The sequence below is a fragment of the Frischella perrara genome (assembly GCF_000807275.1).
GTDB lineage: Bacteria > Pseudomonadota > Gammaproteobacteria > Enterobacterales > Orbaceae > Frischella > Frischella perrara.
The window spans coordinates 2017930-2041083 of record NZ_CP009056.1; the positions used below are offsets into that span (position 1 = coordinate 2017930).

The 23154-nt window shown below is 33.6% G+C and carries 21 protein-coding genes and 1 tRNA gene; 19 read left to right on the top strand and 3 right to left on the bottom strand.

The features are described from left to right. Positions 1 to 471: 471 nt before the first annotated feature. From prfC to bamE, 3 genes are all read right to left on the bottom strand, one after another. Positions 472 to 2064: a peptide chain release factor 3 gene (gene prfC / locus FPB0191_RS08750; RefSeq protein ID WP_039105394.1), complete on the bottom strand. Its 1593-nt coding sequence runs from the start codon at positions 2062 to 2064 to the stop codon at positions 472 to 474. 111 nt (positions 2065 to 2175) lie between these two features. Then, positions 2176 to 3144, bottom strand: coding sequence for a tRNA dihydrouridine(20/20a) synthase DusA (dusA, locus tag FPB0191_RS08755; RefSeq protein WP_039105396.1), 969 nt, complete (start codon positions 3142 to 3144; stop codon positions 2176 to 2178). A gap of 199 nt (positions 3145 to 3343) precedes the next feature. Beyond that, the gene (bamE, locus tag FPB0191_RS08760; protein ID WP_052236902.1) at positions 3344 to 3700 is read right to left on the bottom strand and encodes an outer membrane protein assembly factor BamE; all 357 of its coding nucleotides are present in this window, start codon (positions 3698 to 3700) and stop codon (positions 3344 to 3346) included. Positions 3701 to 3888: 188 nt separating this feature from the next. Between bamE and pheA the strand changes: the two genes are divergently transcribed. The 19 genes from pheA to FPB0191_RS08855 all read left to right on the top strand — a co-directional run bounded on the left by pheA (position 3889) and on the right by FPB0191_RS08855 (position 22858). Next, complete coding sequence (gene pheA, locus FPB0191_RS08765; protein ID WP_052236903.1) at positions 3889 to 5064, top strand: bifunctional chorismate mutase/prephenate dehydratase; 1176 nt, start codon at positions 3889 to 3891, stop codon at positions 5062 to 5064. A gap of 16 nt (positions 5065 to 5080) precedes the next feature. Next, entirely contained in the window at positions 5081 to 6151 is a 1071-nt protein-coding gene (gene mutY / locus FPB0191_RS08770; RefSeq protein WP_039105400.1) for an A/G-specific adenine glycosylase, read from the top strand. A 75-nt stretch (positions 6152 to 6226) separates the two neighbouring features. Further along, positions 6227 to 6496, top strand: a complete 270-nt coding sequence (locus FPB0191_RS08775) for an oxidative damage protection protein (RefSeq protein WP_039105402.1) — start codon at positions 6227 to 6229, stop codon at positions 6494 to 6496. 15 nt (positions 6497 to 6511) lie between these two features. Next, a complete protein-coding gene (gene mltC / locus FPB0191_RS08780; protein ID WP_052236904.1) occupies positions 6512 to 7597 on the top strand; it encodes a membrane-bound lytic murein transglycosylase MltC in 1086 nt (361 codons plus the stop codon). A gap of 1 nt (position 7598) precedes the next feature. Next, a complete protein-coding gene (locus tag FPB0191_RS08785) occupies positions 7599 to 7931 on the top strand; it encodes a nitrous oxide-stimulated promoter family protein (RefSeq protein ID WP_039105403.1) in 333 nt (110 codons plus the stop codon). 7 nt (positions 7932 to 7938) lie between these two features. Next, positions 7939 to 9039, top strand: coding sequence for a tRNA (uridine(54)-C5)-methyltransferase TrmA (gene trmA / locus FPB0191_RS08790; RefSeq protein ID WP_039105405.1), 1101 nt, complete (start codon positions 7939 to 7941; stop codon positions 9037 to 9039). A gap of 493 nt (positions 9040 to 9532) precedes the next feature. Next, a complete protein-coding gene (locus FPB0191_RS08795) occupies positions 9533 to 10222 on the top strand; it encodes a heavy metal response regulator transcription factor (protein WP_039105407.1) in 690 nt (229 codons plus the stop codon). Further along, entirely contained in the window at positions 10197 to 11639 is a 1443-nt protein-coding gene (locus tag FPB0191_RS08800; RefSeq protein WP_082018296.1) for a heavy metal sensor histidine kinase, read from the top strand. Before FPB0191_RS08795 ends, FPB0191_RS08800 begins: the two co-directional genes overlap by 26 nt. A 339-nt stretch (positions 11640 to 11978) precedes the next feature. Continuing rightward, entirely contained in the window at positions 11979 to 14549 is a 2571-nt protein-coding gene (locus tag FPB0191_RS08805; protein ID WP_052236992.1) for a transglycosylase domain-containing protein, read from the top strand. Positions 14550 to 14576: 27 nt separating this feature from the next. Then, entirely contained in the window at positions 14577 to 15143 is a 567-nt protein-coding gene (gene rsmD, locus FPB0191_RS08810) for a 16S rRNA (guanine(966)-N(2))-methyltransferase RsmD (RefSeq protein ID WP_039105411.1), read from the top strand. A 1-nt stretch (position 15144) separates the two neighbouring features. Beyond that, positions 15145 to 15405 carry a DUF1145 domain-containing protein gene (locus tag FPB0191_RS08815; RefSeq protein ID WP_039105413.1) on the top strand — a complete coding sequence of 87 codons (261 nt, stop codon included), beginning with the start codon at positions 15145 to 15147 and terminating at the stop codon, positions 15403 to 15405. 249 nt (positions 15406 to 15654) lie between these two features. Beyond that, a complete protein-coding gene (locus tag FPB0191_RS08820; RefSeq protein WP_039105415.1) occupies positions 15655 to 17688 on the top strand; it encodes a type VI secretion system Vgr family protein in 2034 nt (677 codons plus the stop codon). A 14-nt stretch (positions 17689 to 17702) separates the two neighbouring features. Then, entirely contained in the window at positions 17703 to 18263 is a 561-nt protein-coding gene (locus tag FPB0191_RS08825; RefSeq protein WP_162485174.1) for a DUF4123 domain-containing protein, read from the top strand. A gap of 23 nt (positions 18264 to 18286) precedes the next feature. Then, positions 18287 to 19537, top strand: coding sequence for a hypothetical protein (locus FPB0191_RS08830; protein ID WP_039105417.1), 1251 nt, complete (start codon positions 18287 to 18289; stop codon positions 19535 to 19537). A gap of 29 nt (positions 19538 to 19566) precedes the next feature. After that, complete coding sequence (locus FPB0191_RS08835; protein WP_039105419.1) at positions 19567 to 20445, top strand: hypothetical protein; 879 nt, start codon at positions 19567 to 19569, stop codon at positions 20443 to 20445. 1 nt (position 20446) lies between these two features. After that, positions 20447 to 21403 (top strand): hypothetical protein, encoded by a 957-nt coding sequence (locus FPB0191_RS12300; RefSeq protein ID WP_039105420.1) that lies wholly within the window; start codon positions 20447 to 20449, stop codon positions 21401 to 21403. Continuing rightward, positions 21400 to 22122 carry a hypothetical protein gene (locus FPB0191_RS08845; protein ID WP_039105423.1) on the top strand — a complete coding sequence of 241 codons (723 nt, stop codon included), beginning with the start codon at positions 21400 to 21402 and terminating at the stop codon, positions 22120 to 22122. The genes FPB0191_RS12300 and FPB0191_RS08845 overlap by 4 nt, the downstream gene beginning before the upstream one ends. Next, entirely contained in the window at positions 22122 to 22418 is a 297-nt protein-coding gene (locus FPB0191_RS08850; RefSeq protein ID WP_039105425.1) for a PAAR domain-containing protein, read from the top strand. The genes FPB0191_RS08845 and FPB0191_RS08850 overlap by 1 nt, the downstream gene beginning before the upstream one ends. 364 nt (positions 22419 to 22782) lie before the next feature. Continuing rightward, positions 22783 to 22858: transfer RNA gene (locus FPB0191_RS08855), tRNA-Gly, on the top strand. The last annotated feature ends 296 nt before the right edge of the window (positions 22859 to 23154 follow it).

The window sequence follows — 23154 nt, forward strand, 5'->3', positions numbered from 1 at the left end:
AACTAACCTTAACAACCACCTATAGATTATACAAAAAATACCCCATTTGTAATTAAATAGTTAAGATCGATTTTTTTATCGGTAACTTATTGTCGCGATAGCATGAAAAGTTGTGACATCGTTTTAAAGAAATAATATTAAAACCATTAGATATCTATCTTACTACATAATTAACTTGATAGATAATCGTTGCCTTCCGTAATGTAATAATGTAGAGAACACGTTAAGAACTACATGACTAACTCATTAAAGTGAGCAATATTAATGATGAATAATACGCTTTAATTTTGATATTGTGAGAGTATGTTGTTAGATTGAATTTATAGCAATTTAATAAGTCTTCAAGTAATAATTGGCATAAAAAAGATAATACATCTTGTTGCATATAATGTTATGAAACAAGATGTATTCCTAATTTAGAACATATTTAGAATTTGCTTAGATTAAACAATTCCAATTAAAAAATGCTAATTAATGTTCACGCGTTTTTCTAAATACTACATCTGGATAACGCTCTTGCGTTAAATTTAGATTTACTAAACTTGGGGCGATATAGCTTAAATTATCTCCACCATCTAAAGCTAAATTAGCTTCACATTTACGTTTAAACTCTTCCAATTTTTTAACATCATGACACTCAACCCAACGGGCAGTAGTCACATTTATTGGCTCATAAATTGCTTCTACATTATATTCTGATTTTAGACGAGCAACTACCACATCAAACTGTAATACCCCAACCGCACCAACAATGAGATCATTATTCATTAAAGGTCGGAAAACCTGTACAGCACCCTCTTCTGATAATTGAACCAAACCTTTTAGTAATTGTTTTTGTTTAAGTGGGTCTTTTAAACGAATGCGGCGAAACAGTTCTGGCGCAAAGTTAGGAATACCAATGAATTTAAACTCCTCACCTTGACTAAAGGTATCTCCAATCTGAATTGTACCGTGGTTGTGTAAACCTATAATGTCGCCGGCATAAGCCTCTTCAACATGCTCTCTATCACCAGCCATAAAGGTTAATGCATCTGAAATATTAACATCTTTACCTAAACGGACATGACGTAATTTCATACCTTTATCATACTTACCCGAAACAATTCGCAAAAACGCTACTCTATCGCGGTGTTTTGGATCCATGTTTGCTTGTATTTTAAAGACAAACCCACTAAATTTTTCTTCCTGCGCCGTTACTTCACGTTTATCCGTTTGGCGAGGTTGTGGTGCTGGAGCCCATGCAGTTAAACCATCAAGCATGTGATCAACACCAAAATTACCTAAGGCTGTACCAAAAAACACAGGGGTCAATTCACCGTTTAAAAAAGCATCTAAATCAAACTCATTCGAAGCACCCTGCACTAATTCCAGTTCTTCACGAAGTTGAGCAGCTAAATCTTCACCGACCGCTTGATCGAGTTCCGGATTGGCTAATCCTTTAATTATACGTACTTCTTGAATTGTGTGACCTTTACCAGATTGATATAAATAAGTTTCATCCTTTGTTAAGTGGTAAACGCCCTTAAATAACTTACCACAACCAATTGGCCATGTAATTGGTGCACAAATGATATTTAATTCATTTTCAACCTCATCTAGTAACTCCATAGGATCGCGAATATCGCGATCAAGTTTATTCATAAAGGTTAAAATTGGCGTATTACGTAGCCGAGTTACTTCCATAAGTTTGCGAGTTCTGTCTTCTACCCCTTTTGCTGCATCAATTACCATTAAGCAGCTATCGACCGCGGTCAAAGTACGATAAGTATCTTCCGAGAAGTCTTCGTGACCGGGAGTATCAAGTAAATTTACTAAACAATTAGCGTAAGGAAACTGCATCACGGAAGTGGTGATAGAGATTCCCCGCTGCTTTTCCATCTCCATCCAATCTGATTTGGCATGTTGCGCATTCGCACCACGTCCCTTCACAGTTCCGGCTGTTTGAATGGCTTGTCCAAATAGTAACACTTTTTCAGTTATGGTAGTTTTACCTGCGTCAGGGTGAGAAATAATGGCAAAGGTTCGACGATTTGCCACTTCATCTAAATAAGCTTGATCGGTCATGATATTTAACTATTAAACTATAAGCAAAAATAATGGCAGCGATTTTAGCAGATATCCCATTAAATAGATATCTGCAGGATTAAATCTGTTGTAAAGATAAAATAAACTTGATTAATGCAATTGAATAAAACTTAGTGCTTTCTCTACGACTTCCAAGCCAGCCCCTTTTTTGTGAGCATTTTCACTCAAATAGCGACGCCATTGTTTTGCGCCTTTTTTACCATTAAAAATACCTAAGGTATGACGCATAATGTGATTTAATTGCGTTCCCTTAGCTAACTCGACTTCAATATAAGGAAATAATTGTTCAATTACAGATATAGGATTGGTAATTACATGATCCTTTGCAAAAATTTGTTGATCAATTTCACTTAAAAGCATCGGATTTTGATAAGCTTCGCGTCCAACCATTACTCCATCTACATGTTGTAAATGTATTTTAATTTGTTCTAGCGACGTAATGCCACCATTAATAGCAATAACTAATTCTGGATAATCGCGTTTAAGTTGATAAACACGTTCATAATCAAGTGGTGGTACTTCGCGATTTTCTTTCGGGCTTAACCCTGATAACCACGCCTTTCGTGCATGCACAATAAATGTTTGACAATAGGGCATAATAGTTTCGATAAAATGACATACAAATTCATAACTATCTTGCTGATCTATTCCAATACGGTGTTTAACTGTAACCGGTATTGTTACGGCATCTTGCATTGCTTTAATACAATCAGCAACTAAAGTTGCATTACCCATCAAACAGGCACCAAACATACCATTTTGCACGCGATCGGAGGGACAGCCGACATTAAGGTTGATCTCATCATAACCCCTTTGCTCAGCCAGTTTTGCACATTTCGCTAATGACACGGGATCGCTACCACCCAATTGTAGAGATACCGGATGTTCTTGTGCATTAAAGGTCAAATAATCCCCTTTACCGAATAAAATCGCGCCAGTTGTCACCATTTCGGTGTATAGTAACGATTGCTTAGTTAAAATCCTATGGAAGTAGCGACAATGACGATCGGTCCAATCAAGCATTGGCGCTACGGAAAATTTATTTAAAGTTGATTTCATTTTGCGTATTTATTTTACTTGGCTTAATCTAAACTACTTATATTTGATACATCTTCTGGAATGTAAATTAAAATTACTCTTCTAATATCACTATTTACTATACTTTGATTTAACTAAATAATGGTTTTAATTTCCAATCAATCGAAATAAATAAACCCGTCAGTGACGGGTTTTTTAAGAATTTTAATACACGTAAGTATTATTCCATTTCATCAAGAGTTGTGTTATCGCTTGCTGTTCGCTTAATATCAGCTACGTTACCTGCACTATTAAATGAAATCGTATATGTGATTTGTTTAGTGTAACCATGTTGCGGATTTTGACGAAATACATAATACCAAATATCGTCACCAAATATAGAAGTTAACATTGGCGAACCCATTATGAATAATACTTGTTCTTTGGTTTGACCAACCTTTAACTTATCTACGGCTTCCTGAGTAAGATAATTTCCCTGATTGATATCGGGACGATATACCCAACGGTCAACAAAAGAACAACCTACTAATAAAAATGACGTAGTAATTGCAACAATAATAAAACGCAACAATGACATGTAACAATACCCATTCTAAAAATTGTGGCGTATATTATCGCTGATATTTTCTCTAAACGCTACTGCTTATTATATAAGTTCAAAAGTAGCTATTCTCTAATATTGAATAAAATCTAATTATTTTGAATATTTCAATTGGATTATGACTGAAATCTAATCATCACATTTAAGCATTATTAGTATATAATATGCCATCATTTTTTAGCCGAAACAGTCTTATGTCACATAATCCATTATTAACTTTAAGAGATAAAATAACTGCACTAGATAAACAATTATTGCAATTAATTGCTCAACGACGTGAATTATCTACACAAGTAGTCAATACAAAAATTAAAGCCAACATTCCAGTACGTGATATTGAACGAGAGCGTTTGTTGGTCAAAACGCTTATTGAAGAGGGCAATCAGTTTTCGCTTGATGAGCTCTTTGTTAAAAGGCTTTATCAAATTATTATAGAAGATTCAGTGTTATTGCAACAACGCATTTTGCAGCAACAGCTAAATCAGAATGCTGTTAAATCAGCAAAAATAGCGTTTCTTGGTCCAAAAGGTTCTTATTCACATTCGGCAATGCGTCGATACGCTGCGAATCATTTTGATCATATTGAAGAATCTAGCTGTTCAAGCTTTAAAGATATTTTTGAAAGTGTTGATAAAGGATTGGTCGACTACGGTGTAGTTCCAATTGAAAATAGTAGTTCAGGTTCAATTAATGAAGTGTATGACCTGTTACAAAAAACAAATCTACACATTATTGGTGAAATATCCCTTTTTATTGATCACTGTATTTTAGCTAACAACCAAGCAAGTTTAGCTAAAATTGAAACTGTTTATAGTCATCCTCAGCCGTTTCAACAATGTACTAATTTCATAGATAAATATCCAAATTGGAAAATTATCTATTGCGACAGTACCTCATCGGCAATGCAAACTGTAGTAGATTTGAATCAAGACAATGTCGCAGCTATTGGTAATAAAGATGGCGGAGAATTATATGGATTACAAGTTTTAGAACATAATTTTGCAAATCAAAAAGAAAACATAACTCGTTTTATTATTTTGTCACGAGAAGCGATCGAAGTATCTCAACAAATTTCCGCTAAAACGACTATATTAATGAAAACTGGACAACAAGCTGGTGCTCTGGTTGATGCTTTGTTAGTACTACGTAACCATAATATAGTGATAACTAAACTTGAATCACGACCAATACATGGAAACCCGTGGGAAGAAATGTTCTATGTTGATTTACAAGGAAACATCGAAAGTGTTGTGATGCAACAAGCTTTAAAAGAGCTGTCTTCAATTACACTATTTACAAAAGTACTAGGTTGCTACCCAAGTGATAATGTTACACAATAAATTACACTAAAGTTATATGATTGATTTTGCGAAATCTGTTTTGACTTGGTATGAACAATACGGCAGAAAAACATTGCCTTGGCAAGTTGAAAAAACACCTTACCATGTTTGGCTGTCGGAAGTCATGCTACAGCAAACCCAAGTTGTAACAGTCATACCCTATTTCGAACGTTTTATTCAACATTTTCCAACCATTGCGGACTTAGCGCGTTCTTCCATTGATGATGTACTTCACTTATGGACTGGGCTAGGATACTATGCTAGAGCGCGAAATTTACATAAAGCTGCGCAAATAATTGTTGAAAAATATAACGGTATTTTTCCAACTTGTTTTGAAGATGTTGTAAATTTACCGGGCATTGGTCGTTCTACCGCTGGTGCCATCTTATCATTATCACTAAAGCAGCATTACGCTATATTAGATGGGAATGTTAAGCGGGTATTAACACGTTTTTTTGCCATTGATGGTTGGCCTGGCAACAAAAAAATAGAAAATCAACTGTGGCAATTATCAGAACGCGTCACGCCTGTGAAAGATGTTGAAAAATTCAATCAAGCTATGATGGATATCGGTGCGATGATCTGCCTACGCAACAAACCTAAATGCACACTTTGCCCTTTATCAAAGGATTGTATTGGATATAATACTAATCGTTGGCAAGAATTCCCGACTAAAAAACCGAAACAGACTATACCAACTAAAACAGCCTATTTCTTGATTTTAGATAATCATCAAAATATTTGGTTAGAAAAACGACCACCAGTAGGAATTTGGGGGGGCCTTTTTTGTTTTCCACAATTTGATAACGTTCAAGCTATACACGATTGGCTTAAACAGCAACATTTGATAACATCAAAATTAATACAATTGATTTCTTTTAGACATACATTCAGCCATTTTCATCTTGAAATTGTACCCATTTATACGCAATTATTAAAAAATCGTGCTCGCTTAAATGAACCGAATGGTTGTTGGTACAATCTGGATCAACCCGCTAAAATAGGATTGGCGACACCGGTAAATAACTTACTGAAACAATTGGCGATACAATCACCATCAGATACAATCACCAACATTACTTTTTAGCTAAACAGTTTTTAGCTATAACTTTAACAAAATCTTTAAAATAGACATTTTAAAGAACAATTTAAGGATACCGTTATGAGTCGTATGATTTATTGCCATTTTTTAAAAAAAGAAGCACCTGGTTTAGATTTTCAATTATATCCGGGCGAGCTTGGAAAAAGGATTTTTAATGAAATATCACAGGAAGCTTGGAACGAATGGATAAAAAAACAAACGATGTTAATCAATGAATTAAAATTAAATATGATGAATCCGGAACATCGTAAACAAATTGAAAATGAGATGGTAAAATTTTTATTTCAAGGGCAAAATATAACCATTTCTGGCTATAAGCCACAGATTTAATTGGATATTTAAGGAATGACACAGATCAGAAATTTGAAATCTCGTTATATCAAAATAGTTAGTTTATTAGGTATATCTGCTTTACTTGCAGCATGTCCGAGCTCACATAACGACATTGATAAACCGGTCTATATCAAAAATACAAATGCTCTAAATATATTAATAAATCAGTATGCTAATAATATAGAACAAATTTGGGGACCGCATGAAGTGTTAATTGCTGGCCCGAAAGATTATGTTCAATATAGTAATGATTTATTAACGCGTGTTCATATTAACTTCGTATCGGGTCAATTAGCTATTGAGACATTATCAGAAGATCCAACTAAGCAATTAAAATCAGCGATTGTTACGACTTTATTAATGCCTGAACCCGAAGATATAATCAAACAATCGGACTCGCCGTTAGATAATACTAAAGAACCTTTTTTATACAAACAGATACTTGATGAAAACGGTGAACCAATCAGATGGGACTGGCGAGCAGCGCATTTTGCCGATTACTTAGTTGAAAACCAATTACATACGCGCAAATCAGGTGATAAACAGATTAGTTACGTTAAAATTAATTTAGTACCGGATCATGTTAATGAACGGGCACATAAATTTATACCATTAGTTCGCCAATCTGCTCATGAATACCAAATTGATGAACGATTAATTTTGGCTATTATTCAGGTTGAATCTAATTACAATCCATTTGCGGTAAGTCGTAGCGATGCCCTAGGGTTAATGCAATTACAACAACATACTGCTGGACGCGACCTTTATCATCGATGGGGTAAAAGTGGTGAGCCAAGTAAATCTTATTTACTCGATCCTAAAAATAATATTAGAATGGGGTCAGCCTACTTAGCATTAATTCGCGACTCTTATTTGAAAGGTATTAAAAATCCAATTTCAATGCGTTATGCAATGATTTGTGCCTATAATGGTGGTGCGGGTAGTGTATTAACCACCTTCTCTAAAGATCGCGTTAAGGCCATTGATGTGATTAATCGTATGAGCCCTGAACAAGTTTATAAAAAACTTATAACGTCCCATGCATCTCAAGAATCACGTAATTATTTAATCAAGGTGAACCAAATTCTTACAAAATAGTATGGTAAAGAATAATAATGGACCAATTATAGAACGCGAAAAGAAAACAGTTAGTTTTATGATTGGTCTTTATTGTCAGAAAAAGCATCATCATCCAAAAAATAAATTATGTAATGAATGTAATGAACTTAAACAATATGCTTTACAACGCCTAACGACTTGCCGATTTGGAGAACAAAAAACCACTTGTGAAAAGTGTCCCAAACATTGTTATAGGAAAGATTATCAACAAAAAATCAAACATGTCATGCGATTTTCTGGACCAAGAATGTTATTATATCATCCTATTTTAGCCATTAACCATTTATACAAAAATCTTAAATACCGTAATTAAGAATAATATGACCAATCTTGTAACCCCTGAAAATTATCAACAATTGCTTGACGAGAAAGTCACTCGCACTATGGCTTTATTTAATCAATTTGATGTTAAAGAACTCGCCATTTATCCTTCACCAAAAACGCATTATCGTATGCGTGCTGAATTTAGAATTTGGCACAATGGTGACGATTTACATCATATTATGTTTGATAAAGTTAATAAAAAAAGAATCTATATTAACGATTTCCCTGTTGCGACAAAAATTATTAATCAAGCAATGCAGTTAATTGTGCCATTGATAAAATATAATCATCTTTTAAGATACAAATTATTTCAAATTGATTACTTGTCGACGCTAAGTAATCAGTTATTAATATCACTGGTTTATCATAAAAAACTTGATGATGACTGGACTACCGAAGCAAATAAGTTAAGAACAGAACTTATTAAAAAAGGTTTAGATGTACATATTATTGGTCGTGCATCTAATCAGAAAATATGTTTAGAGCATGATTACATAGACGAACAGCTTAATATACTGGGAAAAAAATATACCTATCGACAAGTTGAAAATAGTTTTACCCAACCAAATGCAACTATTAATATTGCTATGTTAAGTTGGGCTATCAATGCAACAAAAGAATTCTCAGGCGATTTGTTGGAGCTTTATTGTGGGAATGGCAACTTTTCTATTGCTTTGGCGCAAAATTTCAAACGCGTGCTTGCAACTGAAATCGCTAAATCTTCAGTTAAAGCAGCCCAATATAATATTGCAGTCAATAAAATTGAGAATTTAAAGATCATTCGACTTTCTGCGGAAGAATTAACTCAAGCAATAAATAATGAAAGGGAATTTAATCGACTCAAAGGAATCTGTTTATCTGATTATCAGTGCAATACAGTATTAGTTGACCCACCACGAAGTGGTTTAGATATTAATACATTAAAAATGATCGCAAAATATCAGAACATTATATATATTTCTTGCAATCCATTAACTTTACAAGAGAATTTAAACTATTTAACTCAAACCCATCACATCCAAAAGATGGCATTTTTTGATCAGTTCCCTTATACCGATCATTTAGAATGTGCTGTTGTTTTATATAAAACATGCTGATAAAATAGTTAATAATATCATAACGTTATAAAAAGATTCGTTTTGTTAGAGATTATTCATTGTCAAATAAAATACTGACAATGAATTTTCTATTAAAAAACTATATTCCATATCTTAATAATAAGATAAATCAATCTAAATTATTTTCTTTTGATTTAAATATTGTTATGTCTACAAATAACTAATAGGAAAACTTGTATAAACCGGATTAATATCGGATTAATTTGGTAAAATATAAGTAAAAAAAACCCCTAATTAAAATTAGGGGTGCATAATTGCAAGGAATGGATGAAAGGAAATAAAACAATGAAACAACAACTACCAAATAGCCTTAGGCTTCATTGTTTTTATACTATAAACTACAAATACCGTCAGTAACATTACAATAAAATGACAATTATATCATTAAGTTATCATTATTTAATATTGATTATTTATTTATTATATTACTCATATATCCGAGGCTAAAACCTATTAAGGAAATATATCCAAAATGAAACTATTAGTTGTTGAAGATGAAACTAAAACAGGTGAATATCTCCGCCAAGGCTTGATTGAATCCGGATTTATTGTTGATCTGACTAATAACGGTTTAGATGGTTACCATCGTGCAATGACAGAAGAGTATGATCTTATTATTCTAGATGTTATGCTCCCAGATATTAGTGGTTGGAAAATTATTCAATCACTCCGTGATGCAGGTAAAGAAACTCAAATAATATTTTTAACGGCCATGGGCAGTGTTGAGGATAAAGTCAAAGGACTTAACCTTGGCGCCGATGATTATCTCGTAAAACCCTTTTCTTTTGCCGAACTTTTAGCTAGAATCAAATCGCTTCTAAGACGTAATGTTCCTCAAGTCAGTCTACATCAATTAACCATTGCCGATTTAGTGATGGATCTACCCAAACGAACAGTTACACGTGCTGGGAAACGCATTGAATTAACTAACAAAGAATTTCTTCTTTTAGAATACTTCTTACGTTATCAAGGAGAAGTTTTACCACGTTCATTAATTGCTTCTCAAGTATGGGATATGAATTTTGATAGCGACACTAATGTAATAGATGTTGCTGTAAGACGTTTACGCAACAAAATTGATACCCCTTTTGAACCAAAGCTAATTCATACAATTCGCGGAATGGGATATAAATTGGATGTCTTTAACGAAAACGAAATATAGAAAGATACTGCACTTCTCGACAATAATTCGCATGCCTTTAATGGTTTGCTTTTTTACTTGCATTTTACTTTATGGCTTAAGTCTTTTTATTGAGCGCTCTTTTGAAAAATATTCGGTAGCACAAAATATTGCTGAAATACATTCCGTTATGGAATCAATTGAGCGAGAATTTTCATATTATGACCCACAAGATGATCGTGAAAATCTGATTCAAAACATTTTATTGATCTTAGCAAGTCATAATCAATTGTTAGTTTGTATTGTTGATGAAAATAATAATATCCTATACAAAACCCGTGGACCCAACTTATTATTAACCCGTAAAGCATTTAAACTTGATTCAATTATCAATAAAGAAAAAACATCCATTTGGGATAATGATCATCATTCCTATCGCATTGCAGCTTCACAATTTCTGACATTAAAAAAAGAAAAATATACAACAATTATTGCGATTGAACGAGATTTTCAACTTGAATTTATCACTCGATTACACGATGGGCTGTTAATATTAATTTGCATAGCCTGCTTACTTACACTTTTAGGCACTTTATTAACTATTTATATTACACAAAAACCGATCAACCGATTAATTAAGATTATCGAATCTTTAAACAGTAAGAGCTTAAATTATCGTATTCCTGTATCTATGGTTTCACCAAAGTATATCAGTTTAATAAAAGCATTTAACAATATGTTAAGCCGTATGGAATTCGTATTTCAAAGACAAAGTAATTTTACCGCAGACATTGCCCATGAAATGCGAACCCCCATTACTAATTTAACAACACAAACGCAAATCGCTCTTAATAACGCAAGGACGACTAATGAATATAAAGAAGTACTTTATTCTCATTTAGAAGAATTTGAACGTTTGTCGCAAATTATTACGGATATGCTCTTTCTTGCCCATGCTGATAATAAATTATTAAAACCTGATCTTGGTGATATTGATTTAGTCAAAATGTTTAATAACATGTTTGATTACTTAGAATTTATAGCGGAAGAAAAACATATTAAACTTGTTTTAAAAGGACATTGTAATTTAATGCAAGGTGATAAGCTGATGATTAATAGAGCAATTGGTAATCTACTTTCAAATGCTATTCATCATACACCTAACGGTGAAACCATTTCTGTAACTTTAAATCAAGTTAACCAAAAAACAATTAAGATTGTTATTGCTAACCCTGGAAAAGAAATTCACAAAAAACATCTGCCACATTTGTTCGATCGCTTTTATCGCATTGATGAATCAAGACATAGTAATGGACAAGGCGCAGGGATCGGACTTGCTATTGTTAAATCAATAGTTGAAGCTCATAATGGTACAATCTCTGTTGAATCAGATAAGACATCAACTCGTTTTATCATTATGTTTCCAGTATCTCAAACTAGAATAAGTAAATTTTATTAGTTTAAATAATAAAAAATGATTATTCAGGCAGTATCTTGCTGTATAATAATGTCCCAATAAAATTGGGACTTAGCTATTTATTTGTTTTTATATATTTACAATAATTCTGACTATATTCTCAAAGGTTAATTAGATCCTTCAATCATAATCTAATAACATTAAAAAAATATTTTTTTACAATGAGTTACAAGTAATTAGAAAATAATGTTAAGATACCGATAACCTCTAAAATGTAATCTTAACTACCTATCATGTTGATTTAGGAATAATTTTGTGAAGTATTTTCTCGGTTTATTAAAATTTTTGCTGATATTTACAATTATCGGTATTTTAGCAGGTATGATTATTGGTTATGCCGGATACGTATACTTTTCCAAAGATCTACCTGACGTTACGCGTTTAAAAGACGTAAGATTACAAACTCCAATGCAAGTTTTAAGTAGTGATGGAGAACTTATTGCTACTTTTGGAGAACACCGCCGTCTTCCTTTAAAATATGAAGATATTCCGCCTGTAGTCCTCAATGCAGTTATTGCAACAGAAGACTCCCGTTTTTATGAGCATTTCGGTGTTGATCCGGTAGGAATCTTGCGAGCATTATACATAGCAGTAAAAACGCACAATTTTTCACAGGGTGGTAGTACCATTACTCAACAAGTGGCTAAAAACTTCTTTCTAACACCCGAAAGAAGCATCGGACGTAAAATCCGCGAAATGATTTTGGCTATCCGCATGGAAAAAGAGTTAAGTAAAGAAGAAATCATTGCATTATATTTAAATATGATTAACTTCGGTTCACGTGCCTATGGTATTGGTTCCGCAGCCTATACCTTCTATGGTAAGGAAGCAAAAGATCTTACTTTAAGTGAAGCCGCTCTTTTAGCTGGATTACCTAATGCTCCATCAGCATATAACCCGATATATCACCCTAATAAGGCATTACATCGACGTAATTGGGTCTTACATCGTATGCTAAATCAAGAATTTATTACCCAAGCAGAATATGAACAAGCTGTATCAGAACCTTTAAATGTTGGTTATTTTGTGCCAAAAATTTCATTTTCAGCACCTTATGTTGCTGAGATGGCAAGACAGTTTATGTATGATAAATTCGGTGATAGCGCTTACACCGATGGTTACAAAGTCTATACAACAATAACAAAAGCCAATCAGGAGGCTGCCAATCATGCAATGAACGAGAATATTATCAATTATGATATTCGCCATGGTTATCGCGGTCCAGAAAAAACATTATGGAATTCAGGTGAAAAAGCTTGGAATGATGATGAAATCCAAAAGGCTTTAAGTAGTTATTCTTGCTATCAAGAAATTTGCCCTGCCGTAGTAATAGAAGCAAATCCAGAATTTGCTAAAGCTAAAATAAATAACGGTACGACAATCACACTTGATCGTAACAGTATTAAATGGGCAAGAGCATTTATTAATGACAATCAACAAGGACCACTTCCGACCTCGGTTTCTGCTGTAGTCAAAACTGGTCAACAAATATGGGTGAAACAACAAAACGAAAGCTGGATGTTGTCACAAATCCCTGCTATCAATGGTGCTGTTGTCTCAATTAATCCAGAAAATGGTGAAATCAAAGCATTGACTGGTGGTTTTGATTATGGTTTAAGTAAGTTCAATCGAGCGACCCAAGCTATTCGACAAATTGGTTCTACGATTAAACCTTTCATCTATTCCGCAGCTTTAGACAAAGGTCTAACGTTAGCTACTGTTTTAAATGATGCTCCAATTATGCGAAGTAATGCGGGTAGTGAAGCATGGCGACCTAAAAACTCTCCACCAAACTATGCGGGTCCACTTCGTTTAAGAATTGGTTTAAATATGTCGAAAAACGTTATGATGGTTAGAACAATTCGCGCAATTGGTGTTGATTATGCAGCAAATTATTTGGAACGTTTTGGCTTCCCACATGATAATATTTCGCGTAATGAATCGCTAGCTCTTGGCTCGGCATCCTTTACGCCATTACAAGTTGCCCGTGCGTATTCTGTTATTGCTAATGGTGGTTATTTGATCACGCCATATTTAATTGACCGAATTGAATATAGTGAAGGCGGTGTAATTTATCAACATCAACCTGAAATCGCCTGTACTGATTGTGTTACTGAATCTTCTTATAGCAATGGGAACGCTGACACCGCTAACTTAGACAACGTTGAAAACGTTGCGCAATCCAGTGAGTTGGACGAACCAGAACAAGATAAATTAAGAGCGGATGATGGTATTCTTCTGCCTAAGTCAGATATTCCGTTCAAGCAACTCATTAATCCAGATGGTACAGTTAATATTGATAAAACGAAGCAATTACAATCTCAAGGACCAACTTATGCTCCTCACGTTATAAGTTCAGAGAATGCTTTCTTAATTAGAGATGCTCTTAAATCCACAATTTGGGGAGATCGTGATAATCAATGGCGTGGTACAGCTTGGCGATCACGTTCACTAGGTAGACATGATATCGGTGGTAAGACAGGTACAACTAACTTATCAAAAGATGTTTGGTTTGCCGGATATGGTCCAAATTTACTCACGACGGTTTGGCTCGGTTTTGATGACCATCGGCGTGAACTAGGAAAAGCAAGACGTGATATTTTTAACGATAAATCTGCAAGCGTTTCCGAAGGAGGAGCAATTTCTGCCGGTCCAATTTGGAATGATTATATGAAAGTAGTATTAAAAAATGTACCTGAGAAAAAAGAGATAATACCACCTTCAATAATTAGTGTTCTTATTGATAAAAAAACAGGGTTATTAGCACCACAACCTAATAGCAATGCTATACCTGAATATTTCATTAAAGGAACTGAACCAACTAAATATGCAACAAAAGAAGTTGGAACAAAAGTTACCGATGCACAAGGTGTTACATCGGAATTATTCTAATAACATGTAGGAAATGAGATAGTTATAATGATTGGATTTATTCGTATCATCGGCGGAAAATGGCGTGGACGTAAATTACCGGTGTTAGATAGTAATGGTTTACGACCTACAACTGATCGAGTCAAAGAAACATTATTTAATTGGTTAATGCCAGTTATTCAAGATGCGAATTGCTTAGATTGTTTTAGTGGTAGTGGTTCATTAGGCTTTGAATCAATTTCGCGGGGTGCTTATAAAAGTACGTTAGTTGAAAAAAATGTAACTATAGCCAAACAATTGAAAAAAAATTGCCAATTATTGAACGCTCAAAATATTGAAATTATTAACCATGATTTAATATCATGGTTAAATAAACCAGCTAGCCAACAATTTGATCTTGTTTTTATTGATCCTCCTTTTCATCAAAATCTAACTGAAGCAACGATTTCATTGTTAGAAAATAATGGTTGGCTAAAAAATGGTAGCTATATCTATATTGAAACTGAAACGCTATATAATCAATTAGCGCAACAAATCCCTAGTAACTGGTATTTACATCGAGAAAAAATTGCTGGGCAAGTTCATTCTCGTTTATTCATTAGAGCAGATTCATAATATGTTTATTTTAATTGGTAAAATCGCTTATCTATTCATTTGGTTATTCTTGTTATTTAACTTAGTTCACCCTTACCCTGCCCCAGCTAATATCATCGCTTACGTGTCATTAGCGACATTTATCATTTTGCATGGTCTACAAGCCTGTTTATTAAATGCAACACTTACCAACCATGAAAAAAAGCAATATCCATACAGAATTTTGAAAATATTCTTATTTGGAATATTTGAAGCACTCAGTTGGAAACAAAATAAACAATAGTACTCAAAAAGCTGTTGTCATGAAGTAAATTTTTTGTATAATCGCTATTATAGTTATCGGTAGCACTTCAATTCTTTACATATAATGAAAGCGCAAATTGTAAGTGTAGCATATCTATTTAGCTACTTGTCCAGCCATAATGAACATAGTAGTTTTGTTGATCTTTATTTTTTTTAAATTTCTATTTTATATTTAAAGCTATTCAATCCAATTAACCTGTTCCAATAATAAAAAGACAGTAGGTAACGAATGCAAACAGGATTGTATTTTTCTATTCAAATAGGTGAGCTTAATCAACATAAACTGGATGTCGTCAGCTTTAGGTTAGAAGAAGCATTATCTTCTCTTTTCACATTAAGTGTTCAGATCAGTACCACTGATGCTAATATTAATTTACAAGAACAGTTGCTACAAAAGGCAAGTTTTACCGTTTATGTAGATGGTAAAAAACAGCGGACAATTAATGGCATTGTTGAAAAAGCGGAATGTGGTGACATAGGATTCAAACGAAGTTTCTACACTTTTATTATTCGTCCTGCTATGTGGTTATTGACATTAGTACAAGATAGTCGGATTTACCATTTTAAAAGCGTACCTGACATTATTGATGAAATCTTAAAAGATTTTAATATCCCTTTTGATAAACAATTAATGGATAGACATAGTGTACGTGAATATGTCACACAAAAAAGAGAAAGTTATTATCAATTTGTTTCTCGCCTAGCTTCTGAGGAAGGAATTATTTTTTGGTTTGAGGAAGATAAACTATTTTATAGTGATAGTCACCTTGGAATGCGAGCTGGACCTAAAATCATTTACAATCCTCACCCTCAGAACTCAACTAAAGATTGGGTGATTAACCAACTTAAATTCGCATGTACAATGCGTTCGACTGAGATTAAAACTAAAGAATATTTATATACCCATCCTGATGTGCCAATGGATGCAAGAAGTATCACATCAAAACAATTACCCGTTTATGAAACCTACGACAGTTATGGTCGCTACGATAATAGTGATATAGGACAGTTATTTAGTTCATATCGGATTGATGCATTACAATCTGATAGTGAGCAGGGACAAGCCTTCAGCAATTGTTTTCCATTAATGCCTGGTGTTATTTTTAGCCTATTAGAACATCCAACACAATCAATGAATAATAGTTGGCAGGTAGTACATATTGTTCATAAGGGTACCTTACCACAATCATTAGAAGATGAAAGTGATAATAATGCTGCAACCTTAACTAATGAATTCTCTTTTGTGCCTGGAAAAAATGATTGGCGTCCGAAATTTACTCATAAACCGCTAGCAGATGGTGATGAAGTGGCGACAGTAGTTGGTCCTGCTGGAGAAGAAATCTATGTTAATGAAGATGGTGCAGTAAAAGTAGCATTCCATTGGAATCGTTATGACCAACTTAACGAGAATGCATCTTGTTGGGTGCGCGTAGCACAAAATTGGAATGGTGATGGTTATGGTTTTCTAGCAACCCCACGTATCGGTCAGGAAGTAATAATCTCTTATCTAAATGGCGATATTGATCGCCCTATTATTACAGGCACGACTTATAACGGTAAAAACCGTCCTCCTATTGATCTTCCTAGGCATAAAACCCAAATGACCATTAAATCTAAAACACATAAAGGAGAAGGATTTAATGAAATGCGCTTTGAAGATGAAAAAGGGCTAGAAGAAATTTATTTTCATGCTCAACGGAATCACCGAACTAATGTACTTAATGATCAATTTATTGATATTGATCATAATCGCACAAAAAATATTGGTTTAGACCAACAAGAAACAGTAGGTCGAGATAAACGCACTAATGTTGGACAAGATCACTATGAGACTATTGGTCGTAATTCAATAATTAGAGTAATGTCTGATCAAGAAATTGAAATTGAAAATAATCAAACAACTATCATCAATAGTTCTCGAAAGCAAGAAATTTATGCTGATAATATTACTAAAACAGGCGGTAATCAAAGATTAGAAATTGAAGGTACCTATGATGAAATAGCTAAAACTAAAATTTTTTCTCGAACGAAGCATTATATTCTTCATGCTCAAGATAAAATGACAATAGCTGGACCCGGCGGTAGTATTACTATTGATAATAATGGTATCACACTAAAAGCCACCGCCTTAAAAATTATTACCCCATCTTTTGATATTATCAACGGCGGTTCAAACCAAGTTACGGCACTTAAAGCTGCTGTTCAAGAAGGTAAACCGTTTTGTGAAATCTGTGCGAAAGCAAAAAAGGATGATAAATCATGATAATGCGACAGAGAATGAAACAGATTCAGTTACCCGATGATAAATCAGCTAAAATTGAATTATTAAAACATGTATTATTCGGTGCTTTAATAGAATTTAATGACACATTAGAAGTGATCAGTAGTAACACGCCAACAATTTGCCCCACTTATGTAATTATTGATGCTATACATCGCCCCGATATTACTGTGCTATTTGAAGGATATAACCTTGATTGGCGCTGTTTATGGAAAGGGGAAAGCGCTGAAAAATTTGCACTCCATGCACCTTATATCGCACAACTTAAGGAAGATAATGAATTTACAGATTGGTTATTATCTCAGGGATTTGGTAAAGGATGGGGTATTTTCTTACGTAGTTATTATTCCATCAATGAATTAACTGATCATTTACGTAAATTCAATCAAGTATACAGTGATGTAGATAAAATTTGGTTAATGTTTCGTTATTACTCACCCGTAGCTATAAAACAAGTCTTGCCTTATTTACCAGGCAATGATTTTATCGATTTTATGCGACAGATTAATCAATTGATGTCAGAAGTATCCGAAAAAAGTCTGATGATAATTAGATGAATTTATAAGAAAAGGGAAACTAAATGGATGAACAAACAGGTGTAAGTACCCATGACGTACCTGATGATGGTCTACTATCGAGCAGTAACGAGCAAATAAAACCCTGCCAAGTTTTAGATGGAATAATGCAGATAGAAGATGAAGAAAAGGCACTGGAGTTGATAAAAAAAATCGCTAGTTTATTGAGTATGGATTTAGAAGAATCACCATCTGAGGAAAATGAGTGGGTTAATGCTGTAACCGAACCTCAACCCCTAGGGGTACCTTGGAGCGATTTTGAAAACTGTATTCAAGAAATGAGTAATAAAAATACAGATGGAAAAGAAAATGATAACATATCCCAAAATTTAGCTTATCTGAGCGAAGAATTACTTAAAATGGATGAGTTATTTGATAAAGTAAAGAATAAAATAGGCGAAGAAAAACTCGTAGCCTTTTTAGGCTTATTCTCTCTTGCTAGTCGTAAAAGTAATCCCGCTGGTGAAAATAATAAAAAAGGTAAATGGAAAGTAGAAATTAATGGAAAAAAAATTAATGCTAAAAATGCCGAATTCAAGGTTGATTTTAAATTAAAACATGATTATGTCGTAGTTAGTTCAGATGGTTATGATATAGGAAATAAAGGTGATAATGTTTTTAGGACAGGATCAACATTTTGTAATGACAATTTTACTATCTGCGTCTCTCCTCAATTTACTCGCCATATCCGTTCTTATGATTATGAGGGAAAAGAAACTTATAAAGTAGAGGCTACTCAAGTAAAAACGATTGATGAATTAGCTGACTTACTTATTGATGAAATTTACGACACTATTAAGTTAAATAACACAGTGGATTGGTATACAGATACAACATTGACTGCAGTAGAAATAGTGTTAACAGTTGCTGCAATCTGTACGGGTGTAGGCGGTGCTTTGGTGGCAACCACAAAGCTAGCGCGAGCAGCATCAATCGGTATGGTAGTAATGGAAAGCAGTAATTTGATTGAGACTACCACCCGTTTTCTTGGTCCGAATCATACTGGTTATAACCCTCTTTTAGAAGCTTCTCGCTATTTAGATAAAAAAATTGCGAAAGATCGTCACCCTTTTGAAGCTACATTTCATGGACTCAATATGATGATTGCTTTTGGAAAAAAACCTGTGACAAAAGTTTTGTCTGCATTAACAACCGGGGCAGCAGGTACCGCAGCAGGAATATACTTAATTATTGACGATGGTGGTGAGCAACAAGTCATTGAAAGTTTTGAAAACGTGAATTGTGATACACACTAAAAATAATAATACAAAAGCGAGGTACATTAATGAGAGGGAGAGCAACAATAAAAGTTGTTAATAGTAAAAATGTTAATAATTACGAAATAGCAAAATTATTTGATTTACAAAATACTAAACAAATCAAAGCTGTTACTTACATTTTTACCCAGCATCTTAAAAATGCCACGATTCATATAATTGGTCCTTTACCTAATGGCACAAGTGTTTTACGTATAACGGCAAAACCATTAAGCGGAGAGAAAATTTTAAAAGCTCATGTTGAAATAAATTTGACGGGTGATGAATTGAATAAATTCCTTTTAAAGCAAGAATTTTACGATGCACTAGCTATAACTAAATTAAATCAATTTACTGGCTATATGGGAGAGCAAATATTAATGGATTATGCTCTTAACGGTATATTGCACAATAAAGCTTATATGAAAACGTTGGGTAAAATAAAAGCGAAAACTTTTCATGAGGCCACTGGTAAAACAATTAAAAGTAATAGGGTGTGGGCAATTCAAAATAGAAGTGGACATGGTATTGATTTTCTTGCTGAAGTAGAACCCTTCCCTCCTGAGCCAAAATATATTACTATTGATGCCAAATCAACATTACGTGGCAAATACGGTGATTACGCAACACCTCGTGGGCCTAGTTTAGGTGATAAACAGGAAAGCCCCGTTAATAATTTATTATATCATTTAAGAAAAGCTATACGTAAATATGCAACAGATAACCCTTATAACCTTTCTAAAAAAGAGTTTTACGATTTTGAACAACTTATTAATTATATAAGTTTGAATAGAAAATTAGTTGATGGTTATGTTGCTAACATAGGTTTAACAAAAGGATTCAATGTTGCTAAAAATTCAAAATATGGTGAACTGATCGTTTTAGAGAAAATAAAGGAGAAAACATAGCATGGTCTCTATTAATGAAATTAATAAGTATTATAATAAATATGTTTTTTTGAAAAAAGATCTGAATGATTATCAAAAAACTGAAATTAATAGGTTTGAATCTGGATTAGAGAATATTTATAAAGAAAATAAAGAATATATTATAGGTTATACATCAATCAAGATGTCTGATATGAAAGAATTCCATTCTACCCTTTATCTAAACTCTAAACAAGAAAGGAATCCTTATTTATGTGGTTATATTGCTACATCAGCATTAAATTTGTTACTTGACTATTATAATATATATCCACAACAAGACCGTTTTATATATAATCTATCAGATCATGGTCAAATCTTACTAATGATGTTTGCCTGTAACCGATTTGAGTTAATTGTGCCTTGCTACCCTAAAATTGTTGAAAGTATTCTCAATGGTAATATGAGCCGAAGTTTACCTTGGGGGGGGGATGGTAGAGGTAATGTTGTACCACCGAGACCACAGCGCTTAGGAGTATTAGCGATTGAAATGATGGCTAGTGAACGTAAACAAACCATTGATTGGAATAACGCAAATATCCCAATTGACCCTTTTTATCATCGTTTTTGTCATGAAGCACTATATAGTACCAATGAAAATGAATTGGTATACTGGTTAACAAAGCTTTGTGATAATCATTTAGAATGGGTATCACTATTTCTTGATAATGATGAAAAGCAGCCAGCAACTGGTTATGAAATTGATGATGAGATGTTATTTCTTTGGCCGTTTGAATATCAGGCAGTCAAAAATTTTCGAGCTCGTCATGGTCTTTCTACCCCAGAAATTGATCACCCTCTGTTAAAGACACCAATGGCAATTGACCATTTCCCTAATTTTGCAACATGGCAAAAACCAATGTGGTTTGACAAGATGGTAGATAAAGTAATAGAAGTAAATCCTGAACTAAACTTTATTAAAGAGTTATTTAATTCATGAGATTAACTCAGGATAGTTTAACTATTGTTAAACAAAATCAGCTACGTGCTTTTTGTGAAAGAGGAGCGGATATTTTAATTCGCTTATATCCTGATGTTATTCAATGGAGGGATTTGTCTCACCAATCACTTTTAAACTTAATAACAGATACTTATATTTGGACTGAAGAACATGCAAGATCAAGTCAACTTTTAGCAGTTAGAATTGCATGTGCACGGTTGTGTTTAGGTTCTTTTTTTATGCAAGATCCTCGTTACAGCGATTTACAAAATATTGTTAAACAGCAAATGAGTTTATATCGTTTAACCGATGATGATCCCATCAATCAATATTTGTTAACGATTAAATCTGATTGGTCGAAAGATGCTTTTAAGGAACAATTACCGCAATTAAGTGAATTATCAACCTCAATTCTAACTTATTTAGATTATGAAGATTGGATGAAACGTTTATTAATTAATGACTGGCGCATTTCTAAACCTAAAGAAAATCAAGAACAACAAGCGTTATTTCAAACACTAACATTACGGGCTCGAAATGAACTAAAAAGTAGTGATGAATTTCTCACTTTTCTTCTTACCGTTGCACAGTATTATGACGGTATTAATTGTTTTAATGATCCATTAAGCATACGTTGGTTCGAAAAAATAATACATAATGCACCAACATTAACTCATAATAATATTATATCTGCTTTTAAACCATCAGGAGGTTATTAATGAGCCGAGCTGTAGCATTAAAAGGGCATCATCATACTTGTCCCGATAAAGAAGGAAACGTGCCGCATGTAGGTGGTCCAATTGTTCAATGCCAACAGGACTTTGTTAAAATAAATGGTGTCCCTATTGCATTAGTGGGGGATCAGTTATTATGTGAAGGTGCGGGTGTAATTGATACAATAGCAACCGGTTCCAGTTGCGTGAGAATAAATGGTATTCCTGTAGCCAGAATCGGTGATGCGACAGCACATGGAGGTACAATTGACGAAGGTGATAGTAGTTTAAAGATAGACTAAAATGACTATGAATGTGATTTTCTATATGATCTGACTTAAATAACATATTCAATTTTTATGTCAGGTCATATATTAAGATAATCTTTATTGCCACTTTAAATATTAAAGTTATATTTCCTCATTATTAGTTTTAGTAAATACTTAACAAGTATCAGACTTCTTTGATGAGAACTTTGCACTTTCTATTATATCGTCGTCATCCTTATCTTCTTCATGAATATTAAATTACCTCAGTAATAGTAGAAGAATAAATAGCCTAGAAGCACTCAGTTGGAAACAAAATAAACAATAGTACTCAAAAAGGTGTTGTCATAACGCAAAATTTTTGTATAATGAGCACCGTCTTTTCGAGACTACTTCAAATGCGGGAATAGCTCAGTTGGTAGAGCGCAACCTTGCCAAGGTTGAGGTCGCGAGTTCGAACCTCGTTTCCCGCTCCAATCCTTTATTGATAATTTAATCAAGTCCATCTTAATATGTCTAAAATATCAAGGAACATATAATATTTTTCATCGACTAGCATACAATTAAAATCAAACAAACGTGCACATAGAAATGTGCAGTGATTCCATAATTTTTTAAATTTTAGTATTTTGGTAGTATTCCCAATGGGCAAAATTAATTCGTAATTAAAGACATGTTAGTTACATTTGTTTGTTATTATGAAAAAAGCTAACCAATAAACTACTTACTTTTCTATAATAAGTTATTAACAATATAGGCTATTATCACTAGC